Here is a 22262-nt window from a genome sequence, read left to right as displayed (position 1 = left end):
TCAATCATGAGTAAACTTCTATATAAGCAAAGTCCGTTAATAATGGGCATATTAAATGTCACTCCCGATAGTTTTTCAGATGGAGGAAGGTATGTAAGTACACGAGATGCTGTTGCACGCGGTTTGGAGATGGTGGATGAAGGTGCAGATATTATTGATATTGGTGGAGAGTCTACTCGTCCCGGTTCTGAGCGTGTTGATGCTGTAGAACAAAAGCGACGTGTATTAGATGTCATTTCTGCTTTATCTCAGGAAATTTCTGATGATGTGCTTATTAGCATTGATACTACATTAAGTGATGTCGCAGAAGCAGCTTTAGATGCAGGGGCTGGATTTGTTAATGACGTGACAGGTGGTACTGACGATGCAAATCTTATGAAACTAGTTGCTGAACGCAATGTGCCATATTGCATTATGCATATGCAAGGTCGCCCAGATAATATGCAAGATAATCCGAGTTATGTTAATGCTGCAAAAGAAGTTAAAGAATTCTTAGTCACGCAAGCATTAAAAATACAAGATTTAGGGCTATCTAAAAATAATATTATTTTGGATCCTGGAATTGGTTTTGGTAAGCGTACCCAACATAATCTTGAATTGTTAAACCAGCTTAATCAAATTTGCGAAACAGATTATTCTGTATTGTTAGGTACAAGTCGAAAGCGATTTATGAGTGAAGTGTGTGCGACTGAAGATCCGTCGCAGCGCATGCCAGCAACCTGTGCTACTACAGCATTAGGTGTAGAAGCAGGAGTTAAAATATTTAGAGTGCATGATGTTTGGCAGAATCGTCAGGCTGCAGATGTTAGTTATGCAATTAAAATGTGTAAATAAAACTCTCATAAGAATTTAGAATTTAAAAAGGCAAACGTTAAGTTTGCCTTTTTTGTATCAAGTTTTTTATTTAATTATTAATATCCAGATCTGCAATATTTTCTAGGTTGATTATAATGGTGACGAGCTTTGTGCCCGTAATTGTAAGCATGCTTATAGTAATGACGTCTATGATGGTTGTAATGCCTTTTATGATTGTAGTGCTTGTAGTGATGGCGTCTATGGCCATAATGTTTACCATGTCCATTGTAACCGACCACTATATGGATAGGGTGATGTCCATATCCAACACTTCCATAGATGCCGCTAGCAAAACTGCTAGTAGATAAAGAAAGTAATAATACCGTTCCAGCTATTGTTGTTGATTTGGTGAAATTTATCGACATCGCTAAATCTCCTTAAGCCTTTTGCGAAGGCATAAATTTTAAGACTGCACTAAACGTATGGTGAATTATTTAGTTTAATGCGCTTAAGAAATAGATCGTAATAAAACGACAATTCTTACTGCTTATAACGAAGAAGAAGCTAATTGGTTGACATTGAAATACCTTATATAATTTAACTTTATATAAGGTAGGGTAATTTCAATGGGAGAATTACCAATCTCTGGCATATTTGCTACCTCAGAGATTGGAAGGATACATCTAGGTTAATGTTTTTCGACCGGACCTAATTTGATTGCACAGAATTTAAATTCTGGAATTTTAGCAAACGGATCTAGTGCATCTGTCGTTAATAGGTTAGCAGCTGCTTCATGATAACAGAATGGCATGAATACTTGGCCTTGTCTCAAACCACTATCAACACGCGAATAACATTCAATGCTGCCACGACGTGAGCTTAAACGGATCATTTCGTTTGGTTTTAATCCTAATTTCTCTAGATCTTTTGGGTTAATTGATGCCACTGGTACTGGTTCAATTGCGTCCAACATTGATGCATGTCTCGTCATTGCACCAGTATGCCAATGTTCTAATTGACGGCCAGTGATTAATACAAAACTATATTCGCTATCAGGTAATTCATCAGCATTAGTAAACTTGGCTGGCACTAATTTGCCTTTACCGCTTGCAGTAGGGAAGTCATCAATAAATATAATGCCTTGACCCGGATCTTCAGGGGTATCACATGGATATGTGATTGAATTGTCTTGTTCTAAGCGTTCCCACGACATGCCTTTAATTGAGTCCATACCTAAACGCATCTCTGCAAATACGTCACTTGGACTTGAATAGTTCCAATCACAGTCTAAACGTTTGGCTATCTCTTGGATTATCCACAAGTCCTGTTTGGCCTCACCTGGTGGGTTAACTGCTTGGCGTCCAAGTTGTACGCGACGATCAGTATTGGTAAACGAGCCATCTTTCTCGGGGAAAGCAGAGGCTGGGAGAACTACATCAGCAAATAATGCGGTCTCAGTCATAAATATGTCTTGTACGACTAAATGTTTTAGTGATGCTAAGGCTTTACGCGCGTGGTTTAAGTTGGGGTCAGACATTGCAGGGTTTTCTCCTTCAACGTACATACCTAAAATTTTGCCATCAGTGATTTCGTCCATGATCTCTACTACGGTTAACCCTGGGTTAGGATCTAATTGGGTGTCCCAAAGTTTTTCAAATCTAGCCTGTGCCTCTGGGTTATCCACACGTTGATAATCAGGGAAAACCATTGGAATTAAGCCCACATCTGATGCGCCTTGCACATTGTTTTGACCGCGCAAGGGATGTAAACCAGAACCGGGTTTGCCAATCTGGCCGGTAATTAATGATAATGCAATCAAACAACGTGCATTATCGGTGCCATGAATGTGCTGTGAAACACCCATGCCCCAGAAAATAATTGATGCTTTAGAAGATGCATAAACTCGTGCTACCTCGTGTAATGTTTCTGCAGGAACGCCACAGATTTTTTCCATTTCTTCAGGAGAGAAATCTTTTAGATGTTCTTCAAGTTCAGCATAACCTTCTGTACGTTTTTCAATAAAGTCTTTATCCACTAAGCCTTGTTTAACAATGGAATGCATAATGGCATTTAGCATGGCAACATCTGTGTCTGGTTTGAATTGCAATACATAATCTGCGTGACGTGCAATCTCAGTGCGGCGAGGGTCCATAACGATTAATTTTTTACCATCACGCGCAGCATTCTTGATGAATGTCGCAGCCACTGGGTGGTTGGTCGTTGGGTTTGAGCCAATAATTAAAATTACTTCTGCGTCTTCAACCTCAGCAACTTGATTGGAAACTGCACCTGAACCCAAACCTTCTAGTAATGCGACAACAGAAGAGGCATGACACAAACGTGTACAGTGATCAACGTTGTTAGTCTTGAAGCCAGTGCGAATTAGTTTCTGGAATAAGTAGGCTTCTTCGTTTGAGCCTTTAGCAGAACCAAAGCCTGCTAGTGCATTGCCACCAAGGTCATCACGAATATCTCGAAGACCTTTAGCAGCAAACTCTAATGCTTCATCCCAAGTGGCTTCTCTAAACATTGCACTAATCTCATCTTGCGAGAGATTTTCAATGTCTGTCACTTTAGCTGCACCTTCTTTGCGAATTAAAGGCTTGGTTAAACGACGCTCATTATGGATGTAATCGAAACCATAGCGCCCTTTGACACATAGCCGCCCCTTATTGGCGGGACCATCGCGGCCTTCAACGTAAATAATTTTTTCATCTTTGATGTTGAATGTAAGTAAACAGCCAACACCACAGTAAGGGCAGGTTGAATCTACTTTTTTGTCTGGTTCCTGCAGGCCTAATTCTTTTGATGGCATCAGAGCGCCCGTCGGACAAGCCTGCACACATTCTCCGCAAGCGACACATGAGCTATCACCCATCGGATCCGCTATATCAAACACAATTTCAGAATGTGAACCACGGTTAGCGTAGCCAATTACATCATTGTTCTGCTCTTCTCGGCAGGCACGTAAACAACGTGTGCATTGAATGCAAGCATCTAAATTTACAGCAATTGCTGGGTGAGATAGATCTTGTTCAGGATTATGACGTGATTCAAAACGTGGCAAGCCAATTTCAAGTTTTTGTGACCATTCATCAAGCTCGCTATTTAAAGTATATTTTTTATCGACGATGTCTGACTGTAATAATTCAAGCACCATTTTTTGTGAATGTAGAACGCGGTCATTTTCAGTACTAACAACCATGCCTTCAGTTGGAGTACGAACACACGATGGTTGTAAAACACGTTCACCTTCAATCTCAACAACACAAGCACGACAGTTGCCATCAGCGCGCATGCCATCGGTATAACATAAATGTGGAATTTCTATGCCGTTTCTTCGTGCTGCTTGTAAAATTGTTTCATCTTCAAACGCGTGAATTTTTTCTCCGTTTAACGAGAACTCAACCGTTTTTAATTCTTTTAAATCTTTTGGGTTAGCTGCCATTTGTGGTTACTCCATTTCCTTATTTGAGTTCTTCATTTCAATTCTTCTGGAAAATAATTGATGACGCATTGCATTGGGTTCGATGCTGCTTGACCTAAACCGCAAATGGAAGCGTCATTCATGGTTTGAGAAAGTTCTTTCATTAATGGTTGGTTCCAATCATCTTTATCCATCAACATAACTGCTTTGGAAGTGCCAACTCGGCATGGTGTACATTTACCGCATGATTCATGCGAGAAAAATTTCATTGCGTTATGTGCTAACTGTTTTGCACTGTCTTGATTTGAGAAAATCATTACTGCTGCTGAACCAATAAAGCATCCGTATTCATTGAGTGTATCAAAGTCCATTGGAATGTCGCCCATGGATGCGGGAAGAATTCCACCAGAAGCACCCCCAGGAAAGTAACCATAAAATTCATGACCTTCCAGCATTCCGCCACAAAACTCATCGATTAATTCTTTAACTGTGATTCCTGCTGGAGCTAAATGCACGCCGGGATTTTTTACACGTCCGCTGACAGAGAATGAACGTAATCCTTTACGATCGTGTCTTCCGTTCGATGTGAACCATTCCGCACCACGTTCAATTAAATCTCGTACCCAATAAAGAGTTTCCATATTGTGTTCAAGGGTAGGGCGTCCAAATACACCAACTTGTGCAACAAATGGAGGTCGTAAACGAGGCATACCACGTTTGCCTTCTATGGATTCAATCATTGCTGATTCTTCACCACAAATATATGCGCCAGCACCACGCCTTAATTCAATATGAGGGAGTTCGTGCGGTAGACCCGCTTTTAACTTTTCTAATTCACTGGTTAATGCTTTGCGTACACCAGCGTATTCATCTCGCAAGTAAATATAAATAGCATCAGTGCCAACAACGTATGCGGCAATTAACATGCCTTCTAAAAATCTGTGTGGATCTCTTTCAAGATAGTAACGATCTTTGAAGGTGCCTGGTTCTCCTTCATCGATATTAACAGCCATAATTCTTGGTGCAGGTTGGTCGCCTACAATTCTCCACTTTCTACCTGCGGGGAATCCAGCGCCACCTAAGCCACGTAAGTTTGAATCTTCTAATGTAGTTATGACATCTTCTTTAGAAAGTGAACCATTAATTAATTTAGATAAGGTTTGATAACCGCCATCCTTTTTGTATTCTTCAAAATTAATGCAGGCAGGTGCGACAGCTTCTTTTTCATTTTTATCTACCGCAGCGACAATCTTATCTATGTTTGCATACGGAATTGCATTAGTCCCTACAACCGCAACTGGAGCTTGTTCGCAACGTCCTACACATGGCACAGGTTGAACGCGAATTTCACCGTTATATTTACCTCCAAGTGTGTTAATAATTGCTTTTGCATCATTCATTTCGCAACTAACCGAATCGCATACTCTGATGGTTAGTTCTGGTGGAGCATGATGACCTTCTTTGACTAAATCAAAGTGATGATAGAAAGATGCGACTTCGTATACTTCTGTCGTCGCTAATTTCATGACACTTGCTAATGCCGTCATATGGTCGGCAGAGATATGGAAATATTTATCCTGAATTAAATGTAAATATTCAATTAATAGGTCGCGCCGAATGGGCATGTCACCTAATAATTCACGAACTTGTTGTAAAGCCAGAGGATTAACGCTTCTTCCACGTTTCTCTCCCCTCATTTTATTCCGTTTGCGCGTGACTGCTTTGTCCATAATGAGCCTTGGATTCCTAGGTAAAAATTGATTTGAGTTGATGCGAGGGTGCTATTTTACGTGATTTCTGACGGAAAGCGTATATCATCGATTTAATATAGCTATGACTTTTGAGTCGAGCATAACTCGAACGATATAGAAATGGAGATCTAATATGGCGAAGTGGCGAGATATCCAGCCTGAAGAAACTTATACCGATGAACAAATTGAACTCCGATTGGCTGAAGAGTTACCCAATTGGTACTACGAGAATGGATGGATTCGACGTAAATATAAGACAAATAGTTGGAAAGGGACGCTGATGGTGGTGAATACAGTGGGTCACTTAGCTGAAGCTGCTTGGCATCACCCGGATTTGACAGTTTCTTATGCATTCGTGGTCGTCAAATTGATGAACCACGCTGCCAAAGGCGTTACCAATAAAGATTTTGCCTTGGCTAAAAAGATAGAGGAAGTTATCCAGTGGGATCCAGCAAAGGATGAGCCTGATTTGGATGGTGTACCTGATGATCAGCGTTTTGCGTATATAAAATACGATTAATTACTCTGAGATCAATTTGCGTACTTGTTGCTCTAATACTTTAAAGGGGGTTCGAGGAAGAATGATGCTGCCAATGTCGCCTTGCTTATTGATAAGAAAAATATTCGCGGTGTGTTCTACATTATAAGTTTCTGAGCTCGTATCACCGCTAAATTTTACGCTAGCATTAAATTGTTTAAGTACTTTAGCGATGTCTTCTTGAGAGCCAGTTAGACCAATAATATTTTTGTTGAAGTATGTTACATAACTATTTAATTTACTTGGAGTATCTCTCTTAGGATCTACGCTAATAAAGAGTACTTTTAAGTGCTTTGCTTGGTCTTCTAAGTTGATGATTAAACGCTGGATTTCTAGCAGGGTATTAGGACATACATCTGGGCAATGGGTAAATCCAAAGAATATAATTCCAACTTTCCCTTTAATATCACTGAGTCTAAAAGTTTCTCCTTTGTGGGAGGTTAACTCAAATTCACCTCCCAATTTGGCTGCATTTACCTGGCCAGCTGACAACAAAACACATAGGATAAATGCATATGCTGTGCGGCTAGATGGCTTGATAATTTTATAAATGTCCATAATTTAAGATTTAGGTTGAATTTATACTTTTAAGACTATAAGTCTGCTAGACAGTTTCTCTCTATATAGGTCATAAATGCACCAAAAAGGGTCTAATTTCAGAAATCCACTCAGTTTGAGTGAATATACCTATAAGTCGAGCTAATTTAGTATCTTACGTTCAATTGATGTATGACAACTAGTATCTTATTAGAACTTGATAGTCGGGCTAGATGCGGCATAATGTCGCACATCGAACTGGATTTTGGTTAGCCCATCCGTGGGTGTGTGTTTATGTGGATCTAAGCCGTTACCATTTGTGTATCTTGATTCGAGATTAGATCTACTTTAATTAGTAAAATTTATGGAGTTTAAACAATGAAAAAAATGCTTCCTTTTAAATGGGCAAGAGGCACAGTAGCTTCAGCATTAATCAGTGCAGTAGCATTAGTTGGTGGAATGCCTGCAGCTGTTCAAGCTGATGAGACATGCATGTCACCTTACATGGCTAAGATTGTTGGCCAGGAAGATTATGTATATGTATGGACGTTAGGTGTTGAAGGATTGGGTGACGAGCAAGATAAGCTTGTGACAATTTCTGTAAACCCAGATGCTGATGATTATGGTGAAGTTGTCCATATCGTTTCAGTGGGCGGTCGTAACGAAGCTCATCACTCTGGTTTATCTGATGACCGTCGCTATTTATGGGCAGGTGGCTTAGATAGCAACAAGATCTTTATTTTTGATGTCCATTCAAATCCACGTCAGCCTAGCCTTCACAAAGTGATCACTGACTTTGTTGACAAGACTGGTGGCATGGTTGGCCCTCATACTTTCTATGCATTACCTGGACGTATTATGGTATCTGCCCTGTCTAACAATGTAGACCATGGTGGTCGAACTGGTATGGCCGAGTACACTAGTGAAGGCGACTTCGTTTCTGCACACTGGTTCCCAACTGACGACGATCTTCGTGGTGCTAACAAGACTGGTAATTTTGCTGACGGTTATGGATACGATGTGCGAGTGCTTCCACGACGCAACGTGATGTTAACTTCTTCATTTACTGGTTGGTCAAACTACATGATGGACTTCGGTCAAATGTTGTCTGATCCAGAAGCTATGAAACGTTTTGGTAACACAATGGTACTTTGGGACTTGCACACTCGTAAGCCTAAGAAGGTATTTGATGTACCAGGTGCACCTTTAGAAATTCGTTGTGCATGGTCTGGACTTAACAACTTCTGTTTTACTACAACTGCTCTGACTTCAAAAATCTGGTTGGTTTATGAAGACAAAGATGGTGAGTGGCAAGCAGAGGAAGTTGCTGACATCGGCGATCCTTCAAAAGTGCCTCTTCCTGTTGATATCTCAATCACCGCTGATGACCAAGGTCTTTGGGTTCAAACTTTCATGGACGGAAAGACACGTTACTTTGACATCAGTGACCCACACAATCCTAAGCAAACATATGAGCATCAAATTGGTTCACAAGTGAACATGATCTCTCAAAGCTGGGATGGTAAGCGTGCTTACTTCACTACTTCCTTGTTAGGTAACTGGGATAAGACTGGTAAAGATGATGAGCAATGGTTCAAACTGTTCCATTGGAATGGTAAGAAACTGGATCATCAGTTCACAATCGACTTCTATCAATTGAAGTTAGGTCGTGCACACCAAATGAGATTTGGCGCTTATTCGCTTTACTCTCAAAAGCCGAACTCTTCGGATACAATGTTGTCTCAAGTAGATAAATAATTGAACCGAGGTTAGGCTAGCGTTTATTACGTAAACGTAAAAGCTGTAAATAAAAAAGGCCGCCTTAGAAGGCGGCCTTTTGTTTATATAGAGGATTAAAAAGGAATGATGAAAAACGTATATCTGGTTTGTTTTTCACTAATAATTGTATCGCTATACGGATGCGATAAAACAGATAATGAAGCAGAACATTCTGCGGTATTGTCTAGTCATGAAGATCAAGTTCTTCTTCATGCACCAGGGTGGGGTGATATGCAATTTGAATTGCCTGAGCCTGGGACTTATGAGTTACCTCCGTTTGGAAAGGCCGCCGACGGTGATGTGTTAACAGATGAAGGCGAGCAGAAACGTCTATCAGAATTTTATGGAGATAAAGTTGTTCTTCTTAGCTTTATGTTTACGCAATGTTCTGATTTAAATGGTTGCCCGCTTGTAACAGCAGTCTACTATAAATTAAAAGAGGCATTGAAAGACGACCCCGAATTATCGGACCAACTCAGGTTGGTGAGTTTGAGTTTCGATCCAAAATATGACACGCCCGAAGTGATGAAATTTTATGGTCAAGGAAGTAAAGACTTTGGTGGTCCTGAATGGCAGTTTTTAACCACAGCATCTCATAATGAATTAGATCCAATTACGCAAAGTTTTGGGCAATATGTCAATCAAGAATACGATGAAGAAGGGAACCCTACAAATAGCTTTGCACATATTTTAAGAGTGTTTCTAATTGATAAGCAAGGTAATAAAAGAACCCAATACAGTGCAAGCTTTTTACATGATCAATCTATAATTGCAGACTTGAAAACATTAATAATGGAAGAGCAAGATAGCTAGCTTGAAATGAAACTTGATTATTTAAAATTGCGCCACTGGATTCTAGTTTTATTTGGCTGTTGTGTATATGTAAGTGCATCTACCTTTCTCATTGCTAATGCTAGTAATGAAGATATTAATGAAGATGCTATATTCGGACCAGGCGATCGTAAACATGGTTATGATGAAGAAACTTATGTCACTAATTCGCTAAGTGTAACAGCGCGAAAAGGTAAGCAAGCAGACTTACTTCAATTTGTTTATCAAACACCTCTTGGGTTGCCAAAAATGAAGATGCCTGATGGCAATCCCGTGACTGAAGAGAAGGTTAGCTTAGGTCGTCGGCTCTTCTTTGATCGTCGTTTATCTCATAACGATACATTCTCTTGTGCTATCTGCCATATACCTGAACAAGGTTATGCTAATAATGAGTTAGCCACAGCAATTGGTTTTGAAGGTCGTAGTGTTAAGCGCAATAGCCCAACAATTTATAACGTGGGTTACTTCGATATATTTTTCCACGATGGGAGAGAAGATAGTTTAGAGCAACAAGTATGGTCACCACTTCTTGCTATGAATGAAATGGCAAATCCTTCTATAGGTTATGTTATCAATAAGATAAAAGGCATCAAAGAATACGAAGGACTGTTTGAAGAAGCCTTTGATGGTAAAGGCCCCACTATGGAGACGGTGGGAGAGGCATTAGCAAGTTACCAGAGAACGTTGAATTCAGGTAACTCAAGATTTGATCAATGGTATTATGGTAAACAAGAAGATGCATTGACCAAAGATGAAAAGGCAGGTTTTGCACTATTTACGGGCAAAGCTAAGTGTTCAGCTTGTCATTTGATCAATGAGGAATACGCATTATTCACTGATCAATTACTGCATAATACAGGTCATGGCTACAATGTTTCTATGGGTGTTAAACCCAAGCAAACACGAGTGCAGTTGGCGCCTGGCGTTTTTGTGAATGTTGATAATGAAGTCATAGATTCTGTTCGGCAAACACCTAAGCAGAATGATGTAGGTCTATACACAATTACACAAAACCCATTTGATCGTTGGAAATTTAGAACACCTATCTTACGCAATATCTCGCTTACAGCGCCTTATATGCATGATGGTGCGTTTACTAATTTGCGTCAGGTTGTCGAGTTTTACAATCAGGGTGGTGTGCCTAATGAGCTGCTTAGTCCGTTGATACAGCCCTTGAATTTGACTGAACAAGAAATAGATCAGCTGGTTGACTTTATGAATGCTTTAACGGGCGATAATATTCAAATCCTGGTGGCAGATGGATTTGCAGCACCTATTGGTGATATTCGTTCACAAGATCCTAACTGGGCACATGATTCAGAATTTAAAGTGAAATAGATGAGAGATATGAAACTAAAATTTATTGCTAGCATTGTCTTAATTTTTGTATGCTCTATAGCAAATGCGGATAGATTATTAGATGCGATGCCGCGTACCATGCATGCTGAAAACTTTTCGCTGCCTTATTCCACGGGTGGTAAATTTAATCTTGAGGACTTGCAAGGTAAGTTTGTATTAGTAAATTTTTGGACTACAAAATGCACTGTATGTCGTACTGAATTGTCATTAATGCAGGACTTGTTAGATCAGCTCGCTGAAGAAAATATCTTGCAGGTAGTTGCCGTGCATGCTGGTCCAGATGTCATTGGCGTGAATGAACATTTAGAGCTTTCTCCAGTAAGCTACCCAGTAGTTATGGATATCAATTTAGAGTTAGGACATTGGGGTGTGCCGAGCTTGCCAACATCCTATTTGCTGACACCGGAAGGTAATTTTGCTTATCGAGCGGTAGGCTCAAGATTGTGGAATTCGCCTCCAATGGTGGATTTTTTAAAGAAAGTCTTTGTGGATTACGAGGAAACTAAAGTATCTGAGAAATAAGCCAGATAAATGGCTATCTAATAAGGGTTGGCCAAGTGTTTCGAAACGAACTTAATTATAATATTTGACTCTACTAACGTATATATTAAATACAAAGCGGTAATTATGAAGTGTAGTTCTAGCAGTAAGAGAAATTTCGTTAAATCAGGTGCTCTATTAACAGCGCTTATCTTCGTCATAGTTGTAATGATATCTTTGTCGCATGCAGATGGTTTGATGGACAAAATATCTGGCTCAAAAGCATCAAACTTTACTCTTATGAGCGCGCATGGATCAGATATCAGCTTATCTGATTATGAGGGTAAATTTGTACTACTCAATTTCTGGGCAACTTGGTGTCCACCCTGCATAAAAGAAATGCCTGCGCTGAATGATTTGCATAATAAGTTAAATTCTAGCAATGGATTGAAAGTGGTTGGTGTACATGTTGGTCCAGCATTAGCCACAGTAAAACAATTTTTAAAAGATAATCCAGTCGATTTCGATATTGTTATTGATAAAAATATGTCATTGTCTAATTGGGAAGTCTCAGGTTTGCCAACTACATTTCTTATTAGCCCTTCCGGTAAATTGATTTATAAGGCCACAGGTGAACGCGATTGGAATTCAGGTGAAATGGTTGATTTTCTACGTGGCATTATGAAAGAGTATGAGCGTTTAGCGACTGCTGATGCTGACTCAGACAAAGGGTAATATTTAATATTGTGTCTGAATATCGTATTGAAATCCGTGACGCAGTTTTGTCATATTTACAAATCGAATTCTCAGATTTCGAGATTCAAGAAGAACAAGATAAAGAAAGTTATTGCTTTCGACTAATTAATCAAACCGATTCGCACTTTATTCGCGTGATGTACTCTGCTACCCAAAGCCGAGACGCGAATGAAATTGGACCTCAGCTAGAACAATATGCCGTAGCGAGCACGATGAGAGGATTGGGTGATTTTCCTGTAGTCGTGACTGAGCAGGGATGTATATTTGGTTCACCTTGAAAGCAACAGCTGCTGTTTGTTCTGCTCATGACGCTTTCAAAGTAAATACATTGGCACCTTGCTTTATAAAAAATCTTAGTCTGTTCCTGATTCTTTCTCATTGTCAGTTGGGTAAAACTTCCTGATACACATTATCAATTATAATTTGATTATGTTTCCTGGCTTGTTGGCTTTATATACTACCTAGATTGTGAATAATACTTACATATACTTGTACGAATGGACTTTTAAGCAATTAAAGTCTTATACCAATCATAAGGATTGACAATGAAGGCAATTGGCTATTTACATCCTAAATCAATCGATGAGGCAGATGCGCTAGTCGATATTGAAATACCCACACCTCAAGCACAAGGTCGAGACTTATTAGTCAAAGTGCAGGCTGTTTCTGTTAATCCCGTGGATACTAAAGTACGCGCATCGGCATCACCCGAACCAGGCCAGTATAAAATACTTGGATGGGATGCAGTGGGCGAAGTTGTCGCTATTGGTAATGATGTAGAGTTATTTAAAGTGGGTGACAAGGTCTGGTATGCCGGAGATATTACTCGCGCTGGGTCAAATGCAGAATATCAATTAGTGGATGAACGGATCGTGGGTAAAAAGCCAGCCTCGCTATCAAATACCGAAGCGGCAGCGATGCCATTAACTGCCATTACAGCTTGGGAAATATTGTTTGATCGTTTTGGTTTCACTCTATCAAGCAAAGACAATCACGTTGATGGGCATGCATCACCCAAGTCAAGCATATTAATTATTGGTGCTGCAGGCGGGGTAGGTTCGATATTAACTCAATTGGCTGTGCAACTGATAAATGCAACAATTATTGGCACTGCCTCAAGGCAACAGAGCCAAGATTGGGTAAGCGAATTAGGTGCAAACCATGTAATTAATCATCACAAACCTTTCAAGCAGCAATTGAATGATATGGGGATCAATCATGTCACTCACGTTATCAGCCTTACCCATACTGATCAGCATTTTGATCAAATAGTTGAAGTACTAGCACCACAAGGAAAATTAGCGTTAATTGACGACCCTCAAGATCATATTGATATTAAGAAGCTAAAAATGAAATCAATTTCTTTGCACTGGGAATTTATGTATACCCGTTCTATGTTTGTAACGGAAGATATGCAAAAGCAACATGAACTACTAAATAAGGTTGCTGAGTTGGTCGATAGTGGAGTGATTAAATCCACCTTGGGTGAAAATTATGGTGTTATTAATGCTGAGAATCTTAAACGAGCCCATACTCATATTGAAAGTAATCAAGCAGTGGGAAAAGTTGTCCTTGAGAGTTTTTAAGGTGTTTAATAAACAATTAAGACGCACCAAAATTCCTCAAATTTAGGTTTTTGGTGCGCGTTTTTGTTTAGCAATTAATTATTCTGATGTTGTTGGGTCAATTACTGATTTGATTTCAGCAATGCTATTAGCAGGGAAACCGCCTTCCTGGGCATGTTTGCGAATTTCTTCTTCATTGGGTGCGATATAGGTGCAATAAACTTTATCTTGTGTGACGAAGCTTTCTACCCATTGAATTTGTGGGCCCATGTTTTTAAGAATGCTGCAAGACTTTTGTGAAATGCCTTGTAGGTCTGCTGCAGTTAGACTTCCTGCATCTGGAATTTCTCTTTCGATAATGTATTTTGGCATGATTTCCTCCTGTTTTTTTTCTTATAGTGTCGTTATTTGTTTAAAATATCAATCTTTAATGTGTCTGTGATTAGCCAATCCAAACTAGTAGCTCGCCTTGACCACCAACGGCGATATCACCTTGATATCGTTGCACACGGCGTCGCATGGGATGTAAAGATTGGAAGCGGCTTTCGAAGCGACGCAGTTCGTGTAGTAATAAAGTCAGGTAGCCAAGATTGTGTCGGCCATAATCTTTAAAGCCTGTGCTCATATCTTCGGGTTTGTGAGGCAACAGTAAGGTGCCGCGTCGCATGCCAACGCCGACTTGTTTGCCAATGCCTCCTAAATTAGTAATGGTACCGGCAATCATTCGACTTGCACAGTAGTCGCCGATATCACCTTCAACCATTATCAGGCCACGGCGCATCAAGTCACCTGTAAAATCACCAGAATTTCCATGTACTAATAAAGTCCCTCCAGACATACCTTTTTTCGTGCCAGCCATGGCGCTACCCGCATAGTGTCCACAGTTACCATCAATTTTGATGATGCCTTTTCTCATGTTGCTGGCTGTGTAGTCTAAGGTGTTGCCTTTAATTTTTAATTTGCCACCAGCCAATTGGGCGCCAGTATAATGCCCACAATCACCTTCAACTTTAATTTTATGTTTGGCTTGAAGTTCAAATCCAATATAATCCATTTTGTCATGGCTATTTTCTAATACTACTGAGTCAGAAAAATCATCAGCGGAAATATCAAATAAATCACCTATGGGGATTTGTTGGTTACCAATAAAAATAGAATGGCTTTTGACTTGATCTGCCGAGCTTGACTGATTTAACGCTTCACTTAACCAGCGCATATCAATGCGCATTTGAGTTGAGCCTTTATATGTAACGAGTGTATGACTCATGCATGATTTCTCTTAAGTGAAAATGATGGGGCCCTAATTTGCCGCCGTAATTGCCCCCTGTTATTTTTTCAATGCCTTGAGATTTGCCTAGATCACATACCGCTTCAATGCCATGGTGCATTGCATTGAAAACATCCTCTTTAGAGAGTCCATCAACAACAATTTCCATCACGGCTTCAATATTTTTATCTAACGCGCTATCAGGTTCGCCTTTTAACGTAGGGCAGAATGGGTGGTTTGTGGAGGCACTTAAAAACTTATATTTTGAACCGACTTTTGAACCAGAACGTACACCACCGCCAGGGAATGGGAGAATAATATTCGATAGCATACCCATGGCATCAATGGCTGCTTCACATGCCAGTAATGCTTGTGAAATGCTGCGCGCCATGACTAATATGTTGCCACCTCCAATTGCGCTTTGGTAGCCAGTGGTTTCTTCACATAAAAACTCACCATCCATGACTGGGATTCTCCAGAATCTTTTGTTGCCAATCATTTTTGAGGTTTGATGACCATCACCGAAGTAGCGTAAGTTTTTGCCTAGGGCAATTTGTTTGTCCGGTTCGCCTTGCATGCCTGAAAACACTGCCGTTGTTGGACAAGTTAAAACACACTGACCAATACGGGTCTGTAATTGCTTTTCTAATGTTTTGCTGTCAGTTGCAAATAATAATACTGATACACCGGGTCTGCCATCAGGAGTTTCATGATTACCCACCATTCTTTCAATACCAGCTTCAACTTTGCAGCCAATCACAGAGGTAGCAAAGCCTGTCATGGTTTCAGCAGCATGACGGGCCCATTTAAAATTAATTGCGGTAATAATGACACGCGTGGCACGCATCGAGAACGCTTCGGAAAACGTATCGTCAATTACTACACCATTAACAATCATATCCATATTATTACTTACAAGGGTGAATTTCTATTTCGCTACCAATGCATTCTACCATTTCATCATTAGAAATTTTGAAATTTGGCATCGATATCGTTTGGTAGTCATCAAAGTATTTTGTTAATGGCTTTTCAATAGAGGCATCATAGTCTGGTTTCACCACGTGAGTGACTCCTATAACAGTTTTGATGACTTCGCCATCTTTGACTATTTGCATACCATTTTTAAATACCATCGAAGGTTTAGCAAACATTTGTTCAATATCATTTTGTTTGCGATAAATTGTAATATTCGCTGTGGCGCCTTCTCCTAAATGACCTTGGCTAGTCAGGCCAAGAATCTTTGCAGGTGCGGCCCGTGTCATAACAGCAATTTCATACAAACTATATTCTCTATCCATGGAAGCTAAGTTAGACATTTTTTGTGCTTCGACATGAATCATACTGAACACATCATTTCTGAAGGATCTATCCATTAATAATTTGATCAGGTGAGGGTAGCTTGTAAATGGTGCACCATTAGGATGGTCGGTAGTTAGGAATACACGCCATGGATCATTGACTTGTAAAAATATTTCTAAACCAATGGCCCATTGCAAGGCATTAACAAAACTTTTGTCTTTATATTTGAATGGAATCACGCCACATCCTGCTTCACATTCGATATCCATCACAGTCCACTTTTTTGGACTCGCATGTTCATGACCAAAATACTGCATCATAGTATCGCCTGATGTTGTAATCGTTTGACCGAACATAATTTGACCGACATCTGCGGTAACATTAGGTGTGCTATTTATCGCTTCAGCAATCTCACAAGCTGCAGAAGAAAAATTGTAATCTCCTTCCGCTCCATAACTATGGAACTGAATGTGTGTTAGGTGGATGGGCAAACCTTCTGCCGCCGACATCGTGGCTAGTGTCGATTTAAAATTACCTGGAATACCTAAGTTACTAGCATGCACATGCAGTGGGTGTGGAATACCTAGTTCATGGACGGCACGACTAAGTTTGTTAATTATATATCTTGGAGTTATTCCTGCTGGACTTATTTCATCTACATCAAGGCGTCGCTGATTGAACTTAAAGGCGTGTATACCTCCTGCATTTACTACTTTAATGCCTATGCATTGACTCGCATGCAGAATCCAGGCGACATAATCATTTATGGTGGATTGACGGACGCCGTCTTGCAACATATTAAGCAAAAAATCATCGTTGCCTAATAAAACATAACCGCCTTTATCTACCATCGGTGTGTCGGCCATCTCCATATGTGCTTGGCGCGCATTAACGGGAAGTACTGCAGGTTCAAAGCACGCGGTGTAACCCATTTCTGCATAACGATAACCGGCAGTGAATGTAGATGGAATGATGTGCCCATTACCAGATCGGCGAATATCATTTCCATAATCTGGGTGAGCATGTTCGTCTTCTAACATCATGGTACGTGCAATATTAACTTTGCCTCCACCGATGTGAGTATGTAAATCAATGGCTCCAGCCATCACAATACAATCTGATAAATCGAATGTTTGTGTAACTTTTTCATTTTCAGGTAATACATGGGTGATTTTCCCATCGACGATATACAAATCCTGTTTTACACCATCAATTTGGTGTGCAGGATCATAAATTTCTCCACCTGTAAGTTTGATTGCCATCGTTCCCTCTATAGCATTCCAGTAATTTTTATTAATACGTCCTGTGCTGTAGGTAAATCTACACTGCGAATTTTTTGTAAAGGCAGTGTCGCGACACTATCTGTTCGGCATGCAAGTCCGCGAGTATCTATTCCAGGCACACCAACAGGGATAAATACAGCAGAATCATTATCTATCTTCATTTTTGGATGCCCAATTACAATAGTCGGTATGTCCGTCTTTGGTGGTGTGTCATCTGGGCTGTATGTTGCAACCCATACTAAACAATCGGCTTCTTTGTTTTCTAACATTGACATACCGTTATACAACAGCGGGTCATGGATAGGAGCGCCAGTAGAAAAACTAATTGGTAAGGGAACTCCTGTCTGCCAAGTTGCGACTTGGCTTGCAGTAATTTCTCCTTTTGAGCCCCCTAAAGGTAATCCCACACAACGATGTGTTTTCATGATGGCTCTAATCATCATTGTCAGTGCTTGTACTGTTTGTTCGGCAATGTCATTGTCGAACAAACCTGTGTTCCAAACCATTGTGGTGTAGTTACTGCTTAGCATTGTTTGATAAATACTAATTAGTGCTTTTGTGTCATCATCATGCAGTTCGCTGGGATCTGGGTTGTCATGAACAACGCGTTGCAGATTTTGAATAATACTGTCTAGTGAAAGAGCATTCAGTTTTAAGTATTGAATATTTTTTTGGTTAAATTCTATAGGACTTGTAGCTATCTGCGAGTCAATAATAGTTATCGTTTTATTAATTGTGCTGTTGTTGCCTAAGGTTTTCTTTGGAGAAAGTATGCGGTCTAGGAAACGTGGAAACCGGTTTAACACTTCTGACCCAAATATAATGACATTGTCTGCTCGGTTACGTGCTTCAGCTAATGTTGTTTTAACTTTACCATGTCTCTGCATAACGGCTACATTGGCTATCATTCCTGACCCATTAGCATGGTCAATAACACCTTGAAGCTTGTCTGTTAATGCAACTGCTTCCCGGCAACTCTGCACATCAGCTATTAGGCCACTTACAAGAGTTTGTTTGCTGGAATTTAAAAGCTCTGATGCTTTTTTGATCGCATCATCTAAAGATGTTTTTTTACCATCTACAATAGGTGTGAAGAGCGTAGACTCTTCAAAAGATGCATCTTCATAGGCTTTCATGCAATGTTTGTCGAGTGCATTAACAGGCTTCAACACAGACCCATTTACATCTATCGATAAATCATCGCAAAGTATTCCACAATGAGGGCAGGTGACATTTTCAAATTGCATGTATGTAATTCTAAAGTGAGGTGATGGTTGTTTCGAGTACTATCGTTATTTACTATCTGCTGCTCTCTGTAAAAAGTGACTATGTGAGTTAGATTGTTCGGGTATTTGCTAGTTTGAACTAGCCAGTTGAGTGTAAAATAGAGCCACCAAGTGAAAACAGAAATCTATTAGTAAGAATACTGATGTTATACCACAAAAATCAAAATGTTACCGTAAGGTCTCCTGCAAGATTGCACCTTGGATTTGTTGATCTCGGAGGTGCGCTGGGTCGAAAGTTTATAAGCGCTGGTGTAACCATAGATGGTTTTAGTACTGAATTAACTATAAAAGCTGCTAAAAAATTTGAAGCACAGGGAGAATGTTCTGAGCGAGCATTAGATTTTGCTCGAGAATTATTCGAAAAATGGAACCTAGATGGTGGTTGCCATATAACTGTGCGTCGCTCGATTCCTGAACATTCAGGATTGGGTTCGGGAACCCAGCTTGCTCTCTGTGTGGGTGCTGGTGTTGCCAATTTATTTGATTATGAAATTGATGCTGTAGGAATTGCACAGGAATTAGGCCGAGGCGCACGTTCCGGTATTGGTGTGGCTGCATTTCAACAAGGTGGGATGATAATTGATGGTGGTCGAGGCAGTAAAACGCGAGTGCCTCCTACAATAGTCAGGCATCCTTTTCCGGAGGCATGGAGAATTCTTATAATTCAGGATGAGAGTGATTTAGGACTACATGGTGCGCCAGAAGCAGATGCATTCTCAACCTTGCCTAGATTTTCTGATTCATGTGCTGGATTTTTGTCTAGGCAAGTCTTGGCTAGAATTTTACCGGGACTAATAGAAAATAATATTCAAGAATTTGGTTTGGGAGTGCGTGAAATTCAACAGCGAGTAGGTGATTATTTCGCTCCTGCACAAGGTGGTAGGTATACTAGTGCTGCTGCTGCTGAGGTGATCGAGTATCTGATCAAGAAGGACATTCCAGGAGTTGGTCAAAGCTCGTGGGGGCCCACTGGATTTGCATTTTTTGATAGTGATACCGCCGCTCACACAATGATGAGAGAATGCCAAAATCAGTTTACTCATCTAACACAACTCAGTTATAAAGTTGTGAAAGGCAACAACGTAGGTTCTGTCGTTACCATTTCAGAAAATGGTCAGCAGAACCAAACTACTCAAAACACTGGGTAAATTAAACTAGATTCAAGCTAATTCTTCGCATGCTAGTAAAATTAGCATGCGAAATATATTGACTACGATAACATTGGGATAAACAAAAGAGAGAGATATTACACATGGAAAAAGCATATATTTTACATATGATCACGGCAGCTAAGAATTTGAGCCCATTCGACGTCAATATGGCAATTGATGCAGGTTGGACAAATTGTTTGCCATATATAAATGTCGAAAATGATGAGGTTCAAGCGCTAGTGCAAGATGCCATTTTCTCTCGTGGTCCAAGTGGAGTGAAAAGAACAGGAATCTTCTTTGGTGGTCGCGATATGCATACTGCGATGGATATGATGCAAATTTGTCGGGAGTCTATGGTGCCACCTTTTGAAGTGTCTGCGTTTGCGGATCCAAGTGGTGCATTTACAACGGCTGCAGGTATGGTCGCTAAAGTAGAAAAAGCCCTAAAAGATGTTCATGGAACTGATTTAAAAGATAAATGTGTTGTTGCTTTGGGTGGTACAGGCCCTGTCGGTATGGCAGCAGCAGTCATTGCAGCCAAAGCTGGCGCAGATGTTCAGATTATGGGGCGTAAAAAAGATAAAGCGCAACGTGTTGCCGGTATCTGTAATGCAGAATACGGCTCAGAAATTACCGGCATCAGAGGTGAAGCCAACGAACATATTGATGATATTCTGGATGAGGTTGATGTGGTATTTGCAACAGCGGCTGCCGGCGTGCAAGTTATGAATGAAAATCAGGTTAAAAGCGCAACCCGTCTTAAAGTAGCCGCCGATGTGAATGCAGTGCCACCCACAGGTATATCTGGTCTTGATGTGATGGATGATGCTGCGCCAATAAAGGGCTCAGAGAGTGGTGCTGTTGGCATTGGGGCGTTAGCAATAGGAAATGCGAAATACCAGACTCAGCACAGATTGTTAAAGCAAATGTGTGAGGAAGATAAGCCAGTTTATCTTCACTTTGAACATGCGTTTGAAGTAGCACGTGATTACGTGAACGGAAAGTAATCAATAGTTAGTCATTCCCAGGTATTAATCATTATTGCCCATTCGGCGCGCGCTCTCTCAGAGTCTGCGCGCCGAGCGGGTTATGGTGTGGTGGCGGTTGATGCCTTTGCGGATATTGATACCATTGCCGTTTGCCAAGAATGCTGGTGTGTCCCTCTTAATTCAGGTGAATTTGAAGCTAGTAAATTAAGCACTTGTCTAAGTCGTCTTAAGACTAATTATTCGAATGCTAAGATCATACTTGGTGCCGGTTCTGAGCATTTTGCAGGCTTAATTGAGTCTATCGAAGGTTGGACGCTATTAAGTAGTGATATCTCAACTTTGTCTAAAGTAAATCGCCCAAAAGAATTTTTCCGAGCCCTCACCGATTTGAATATTCCTTTCCCCGAGATCAATTTCAACATTGCTCCAGCAGCCAACGACTGGCTCTATAAGCGACCGTCAAGTTGTGGTGGAGTAGGTATTTCACGTTCAAATAGTTTACGTATTGAAGCGTTAAGTGGTTATTGGCAACGGGAAATGGTGGGAGTGTCGATGTCTGCTTTATGCATTTCAGATCAACGAGAACACGTAATTATTGGTATTAATCAACAATATGTAAATTCAAATTTCGATGCATTGCCATATCTATATGAGGGTGCGCTGGCCAATGCATTTATAAGTAAGGAAAATCTAATAAAAATAGAAAGTTATGTTGATAAATTAATATCTTACTTTAATCTAGTTGGTGTCTTCAGTATGGATATGGTCGTGGCTAGGGGTGAGGTTTTTGTAATAGAAATTAATCCACGAATATCAGCAAGCTACGAGCTTTATGAGCAGCTAAATCCTGGTCTGAATCTGGTTGACGCACACATCAGAGTATGTGAGGGTGAGCGGCTTTCAAATATCCTAATCAATAGTCAAAATTATGCATTGTATGGATACTTGATAATTTATGCTGATACAGATATTGAGGTTCATGGAGATATGCTTTGGCCAGACTGGGCAAAAGATAAGCCAGAATCAGGTAGATTGATATCAGTAGGAGAGCCGGTCTGTAGTGTCTATGTTGAAGCGGGAAATGATGCCGAATCAGTTCGCACACTTTTGGAAGAAAGGCGAAAGCAGATATTAAGTCTTTTAAAACAATAAATTATAATGTAAACCTA

At 40.3% G+C, this 22262-nt stretch carries 21 protein-coding genes; 12 read left to right on the top strand and 9 right to left on the bottom strand.

All coding sequences use genetic code 11. The features are described from left to right. The first annotated feature begins 6 nt into the window (after positions 1-6). Positions 7-834: a dihydropteroate synthase gene (gene folP / locus R8G33_04815; GenBank protein ID MDW3094979.1), complete on the top strand. Its 828-nt coding sequence runs from the start codon at positions 7-9 to the stop codon at positions 832-834. 77 nt (positions 835-911) lie between these two features. On the opposite strand, the gene R8G33_04810 is transcribed toward folP, so the two are convergent. The 3 genes from R8G33_04810 to R8G33_04800 form a co-directional block, all read right to left on the bottom strand. Continuing rightward, positions 912-1220 carry a hypothetical protein gene (locus R8G33_04810; protein ID MDW3094978.1) on the bottom strand — a complete coding sequence of 103 codons (309 nt, stop codon included), beginning with the start codon at positions 1218-1220 and terminating at the stop codon, positions 912-914. A 263-nt stretch (positions 1221-1483) separates the two neighbouring features. After that, positions 1484-4243, bottom strand: a complete 2760-nt coding sequence (fdhF, locus tag R8G33_04805; GenBank protein ID MDW3094977.1) for a formate dehydrogenase subunit alpha — start codon at positions 4241-4243, stop codon at positions 1484-1486. A 32-nt stretch (positions 4244-4275) separates the two neighbouring features. Beyond that, positions 4276-5952 (bottom strand): NAD(P)H-dependent oxidoreductase subunit E, encoded by a 1677-nt coding sequence (locus R8G33_04800; protein ID MDW3094976.1) that lies wholly within the window; start codon positions 5950-5952, stop codon positions 4276-4278. A 154-nt stretch (positions 5953-6106) separates the two neighbouring features. Here R8G33_04800 and R8G33_04795 point away from each other — a divergent pair, with 154 nt between their 5' ends. Continuing rightward, on the top strand, positions 6107-6493 hold the full coding sequence (locus tag R8G33_04795) for a 4a-hydroxytetrahydrobiopterin dehydratase (protein MDW3094975.1): 387 nt from the start codon (positions 6107-6109) through the stop codon (positions 6491-6493). On the opposite strand, the gene R8G33_04790 is transcribed toward R8G33_04795, so the two are convergent. Further along, positions 6494-7069 carry an SCO family protein gene (locus R8G33_04790; protein ID MDW3094974.1) on the bottom strand — a complete coding sequence of 192 codons (576 nt, stop codon included), beginning with the start codon at positions 7067-7069 and terminating at the stop codon, positions 6494-6496. 357 nt (positions 7070-7426) lie between these two features. Here R8G33_04790 and R8G33_04785 point away from each other — a divergent pair, with 357 nt between their 5' ends. The 7 genes from R8G33_04785 to R8G33_04755 all read left to right on the top strand — a co-directional run bounded on the left by R8G33_04785 (position 7427) and on the right by R8G33_04755 (position 13839). Continuing rightward, positions 7427-8806: a selenium-binding protein SBP56-related protein gene (locus tag R8G33_04785; protein ID MDW3094973.1), complete on the top strand. Its 1380-nt coding sequence runs from the start codon at positions 7427-7429 to the stop codon at positions 8804-8806. A 105-nt stretch (positions 8807-8911) separates the two neighbouring features. Further along, positions 8912-9640, top strand: coding sequence for an SCO family protein (locus R8G33_04780; GenBank protein MDW3094972.1), 729 nt, complete (start codon positions 8912-8914; stop codon positions 9638-9640). Positions 9641-9646: 6 nt separating this feature from the next. Further along, positions 9647-10996, top strand: coding sequence for a cytochrome c peroxidase (locus R8G33_04775; protein ID MDW3094971.1), 1350 nt, complete (start codon positions 9647-9649; stop codon positions 10994-10996). 9 nt (positions 10997-11005) lie between these two features. Further along, entirely contained in the window at positions 11006-11539 is a 534-nt protein-coding gene (locus R8G33_04770; GenBank protein ID MDW3094970.1) for a TlpA disulfide reductase family protein, read from the top strand. A gap of 105 nt (positions 11540-11644) precedes the next feature. Then, entirely contained in the window at positions 11645-12232 is a 588-nt protein-coding gene (locus tag R8G33_04765) for a TlpA disulfide reductase family protein (protein MDW3094969.1), read from the top strand. Positions 12233-12243: 11 nt separating this feature from the next. Then, complete coding sequence (locus R8G33_04760) at positions 12244-12531, top strand: hypothetical protein (GenBank protein ID MDW3094968.1); 288 nt, start codon at positions 12244-12246, stop codon at positions 12529-12531. Between the two features lie 267 nt (positions 12532-12798). Next, positions 12799-13839 (top strand): zinc-binding alcohol dehydrogenase family protein, encoded by a 1041-nt coding sequence (locus R8G33_04755; protein ID MDW3094967.1) that lies wholly within the window; start codon positions 12799-12801, stop codon positions 13837-13839. Positions 13840-13917: 78 nt separating this feature from the next. Here the strand turns inward: R8G33_04755 and R8G33_04750 are convergent, their stop codons facing one another. From R8G33_04750 to R8G33_04730, 5 genes are all read right to left on the bottom strand, one after another. Next, on the bottom strand, positions 13918-14190 hold the full coding sequence (locus R8G33_04750; protein ID MDW3094966.1) for a DUF4242 domain-containing protein: 273 nt from the start codon (positions 14188-14190) through the stop codon (positions 13918-13920). A 70-nt stretch (positions 14191-14260) separates the two neighbouring features. After that, complete coding sequence (locus R8G33_04745; protein ID MDW3094965.1) at positions 14261-15085, bottom strand: formylmethanofuran dehydrogenase subunit C; 825 nt, start codon at positions 15083-15085, stop codon at positions 14261-14263. After that, complete coding sequence (gene fhcD, locus R8G33_04740) at positions 15060-15983, bottom strand: formylmethanofuran--tetrahydromethanopterin N-formyltransferase (GenBank protein MDW3094964.1); 924 nt, start codon at positions 15981-15983, stop codon at positions 15060-15062. The genes R8G33_04745 and fhcD overlap by 26 nt, the downstream gene beginning before the upstream one ends. Positions 15984-15993: 10 nt before the next feature. Further along, the gene (locus R8G33_04735) at positions 15994-17646 is read right to left on the bottom strand and encodes a formylmethanofuran dehydrogenase subunit A (protein MDW3094963.1); all 1653 of its coding nucleotides are present in this window, start codon (positions 17644-17646) and stop codon (positions 15994-15996) included. Between the two features lie 8 nt (positions 17647-17654). Continuing rightward, the gene (locus R8G33_04730) at positions 17655-18914 is read right to left on the bottom strand and encodes a hypothetical protein (GenBank protein MDW3094962.1); all 1260 of its coding nucleotides are present in this window, start codon (positions 18912-18914) and stop codon (positions 17655-17657) included. Between the two features lie 182 nt (positions 18915-19096). Between R8G33_04730 and R8G33_04725 the strand changes: the two genes are divergently transcribed. The 3 genes from R8G33_04725 to R8G33_04715 all read left to right on the top strand — a co-directional run bounded on the left by R8G33_04725 (position 19097) and on the right by R8G33_04715 (position 22245). Then, entirely contained in the window at positions 19097-20101 is a 1005-nt protein-coding gene (locus tag R8G33_04725) for a GHMP kinase (GenBank protein MDW3094961.1), read from the top strand. A 104-nt stretch (positions 20102-20205) separates the two neighbouring features. Continuing rightward, complete coding sequence (locus R8G33_04720; GenBank protein ID MDW3094960.1) at positions 20206-21111, top strand: NAD(P)-dependent methylenetetrahydromethanopterin dehydrogenase; 906 nt, start codon at positions 20206-20208, stop codon at positions 21109-21111. Positions 21112-21201: 90 nt separating this feature from the next. Beyond that, on the top strand, positions 21202-22245 hold the full coding sequence (locus tag R8G33_04715; GenBank protein ID MDW3094959.1) for an ATP-grasp domain-containing protein: 1044 nt from the start codon (positions 21202-21204) through the stop codon (positions 22243-22245). The last annotated feature ends 17 nt before the right edge of the window (positions 22246-22262 follow it).

The sequence above is a fragment of the Gammaproteobacteria bacterium genome, assembly GCA_033344735.1.
Classification (GTDB): domain Bacteria; phylum Pseudomonadota; class Gammaproteobacteria; order UBA4575; family UBA4575; genus UBA1858.
The sequence above is the reverse complement of the archived record's forward strand: the minus strand, read 5'-3'. Positions and strand labels throughout refer to the sequence as shown.

Excerpts from the sequence above, each read along its gene's own strand:
- R8G33_04810 (MDW3094978.1), bottom strand. The coding sequence starts at position 1,220 with ATGTCGATAAATTTCACCAAATCAACAACAATAGCTGGAACGGTATTA.
- R8G33_04745 (MDW3094965.1), bottom strand. The coding sequence starts at position 15,085 with ATGAGTCATACACTCGTTACATATAAAGGCTCAACTCAAATGCGCATT.
- R8G33_04720 (MDW3094960.1), top strand. The coding sequence starts at position 20,206 with ATGGAAAAAGCATATATTTTACATATGATCACGGCAGCTAAGAATTTG.
- R8G33_04755 (MDW3094967.1), top strand. The coding sequence starts at position 12,799 with ATGAAGGCAATTGGCTATTTACATCCTAAATCAATCGATGAGGCAGAT.
- fdhF (MDW3094977.1), bottom strand. The coding sequence starts at position 4,243 with ATGGCAGCTAACCCAAAAGATTTAAAAGAATTAAAAACGGTTGAGTTC.
- fhcD (MDW3094964.1), bottom strand. The coding sequence starts at position 15,983 with ATGATTGTTAATGGTGTAGTAATTGACGATACGTTTTCCGAAGCGTTC.
- R8G33_04785 (MDW3094973.1), top strand. The coding sequence starts at position 7,427 with ATGAAAAAAATGCTTCCTTTTAAATGGGCAAGAGGCACAGTAGCTTCA.
- R8G33_04735 (MDW3094963.1), bottom strand. The coding sequence starts at position 17,646 with ATGGCAATCAAACTTACAGGTGGAGAAATTTATGATCCTGCACACCAA.
- R8G33_04800 (MDW3094976.1), bottom strand. The coding sequence starts at position 5,952 with ATGGACAAAGCAGTCACGCGCAAACGGAATAAAATGAGGGGAGAGAAA.
- R8G33_04770 (MDW3094970.1), top strand. The coding sequence starts at position 11,006 with ATGAAACTAAAATTTATTGCTAGCATTGTCTTAATTTTTGTATGCTCT.
- R8G33_04790 (MDW3094974.1), bottom strand. The coding sequence starts at position 7,069 with ATGGACATTTATAAAATTATCAAGCCATCTAGCCGCACAGCATATGCA.
- R8G33_04780 (MDW3094972.1), top strand. The coding sequence starts at position 8,912 with ATGATGAAAAACGTATATCTGGTTTGTTTTTCACTAATAATTGTATCG.
- R8G33_04795 (MDW3094975.1), top strand. The coding sequence starts at position 6,107 with ATGGCGAAGTGGCGAGATATCCAGCCTGAAGAAACTTATACCGATGAA.
- folP (MDW3094979.1), top strand. The coding sequence starts at position 7 with ATGAGTAAACTTCTATATAAGCAAAGTCCGTTAATAATGGGCATATTA.
- R8G33_04730 (MDW3094962.1), bottom strand. The coding sequence starts at position 18,914 with ATGCAATTTGAAAATGTCACCTGCCCTCATTGTGGAATACTTTGCGAT.
- R8G33_04725 (MDW3094961.1), top strand. The coding sequence starts at position 19,097 with ATGTTATACCACAAAAATCAAAATGTTACCGTAAGGTCTCCTGCAAGA.
- R8G33_04765 (MDW3094969.1), top strand. The coding sequence starts at position 11,645 with ATGAAGTGTAGTTCTAGCAGTAAGAGAAATTTCGTTAAATCAGGTGCT.
- R8G33_04775 (MDW3094971.1), top strand. The coding sequence starts at position 9,647 with ATGAAACTTGATTATTTAAAATTGCGCCACTGGATTCTAGTTTTATTT.
- R8G33_04750 (MDW3094966.1), bottom strand. The coding sequence starts at position 14,190 with ATGCCAAAATACATTATCGAAAGAGAAATTCCAGATGCAGGAAGTCTA.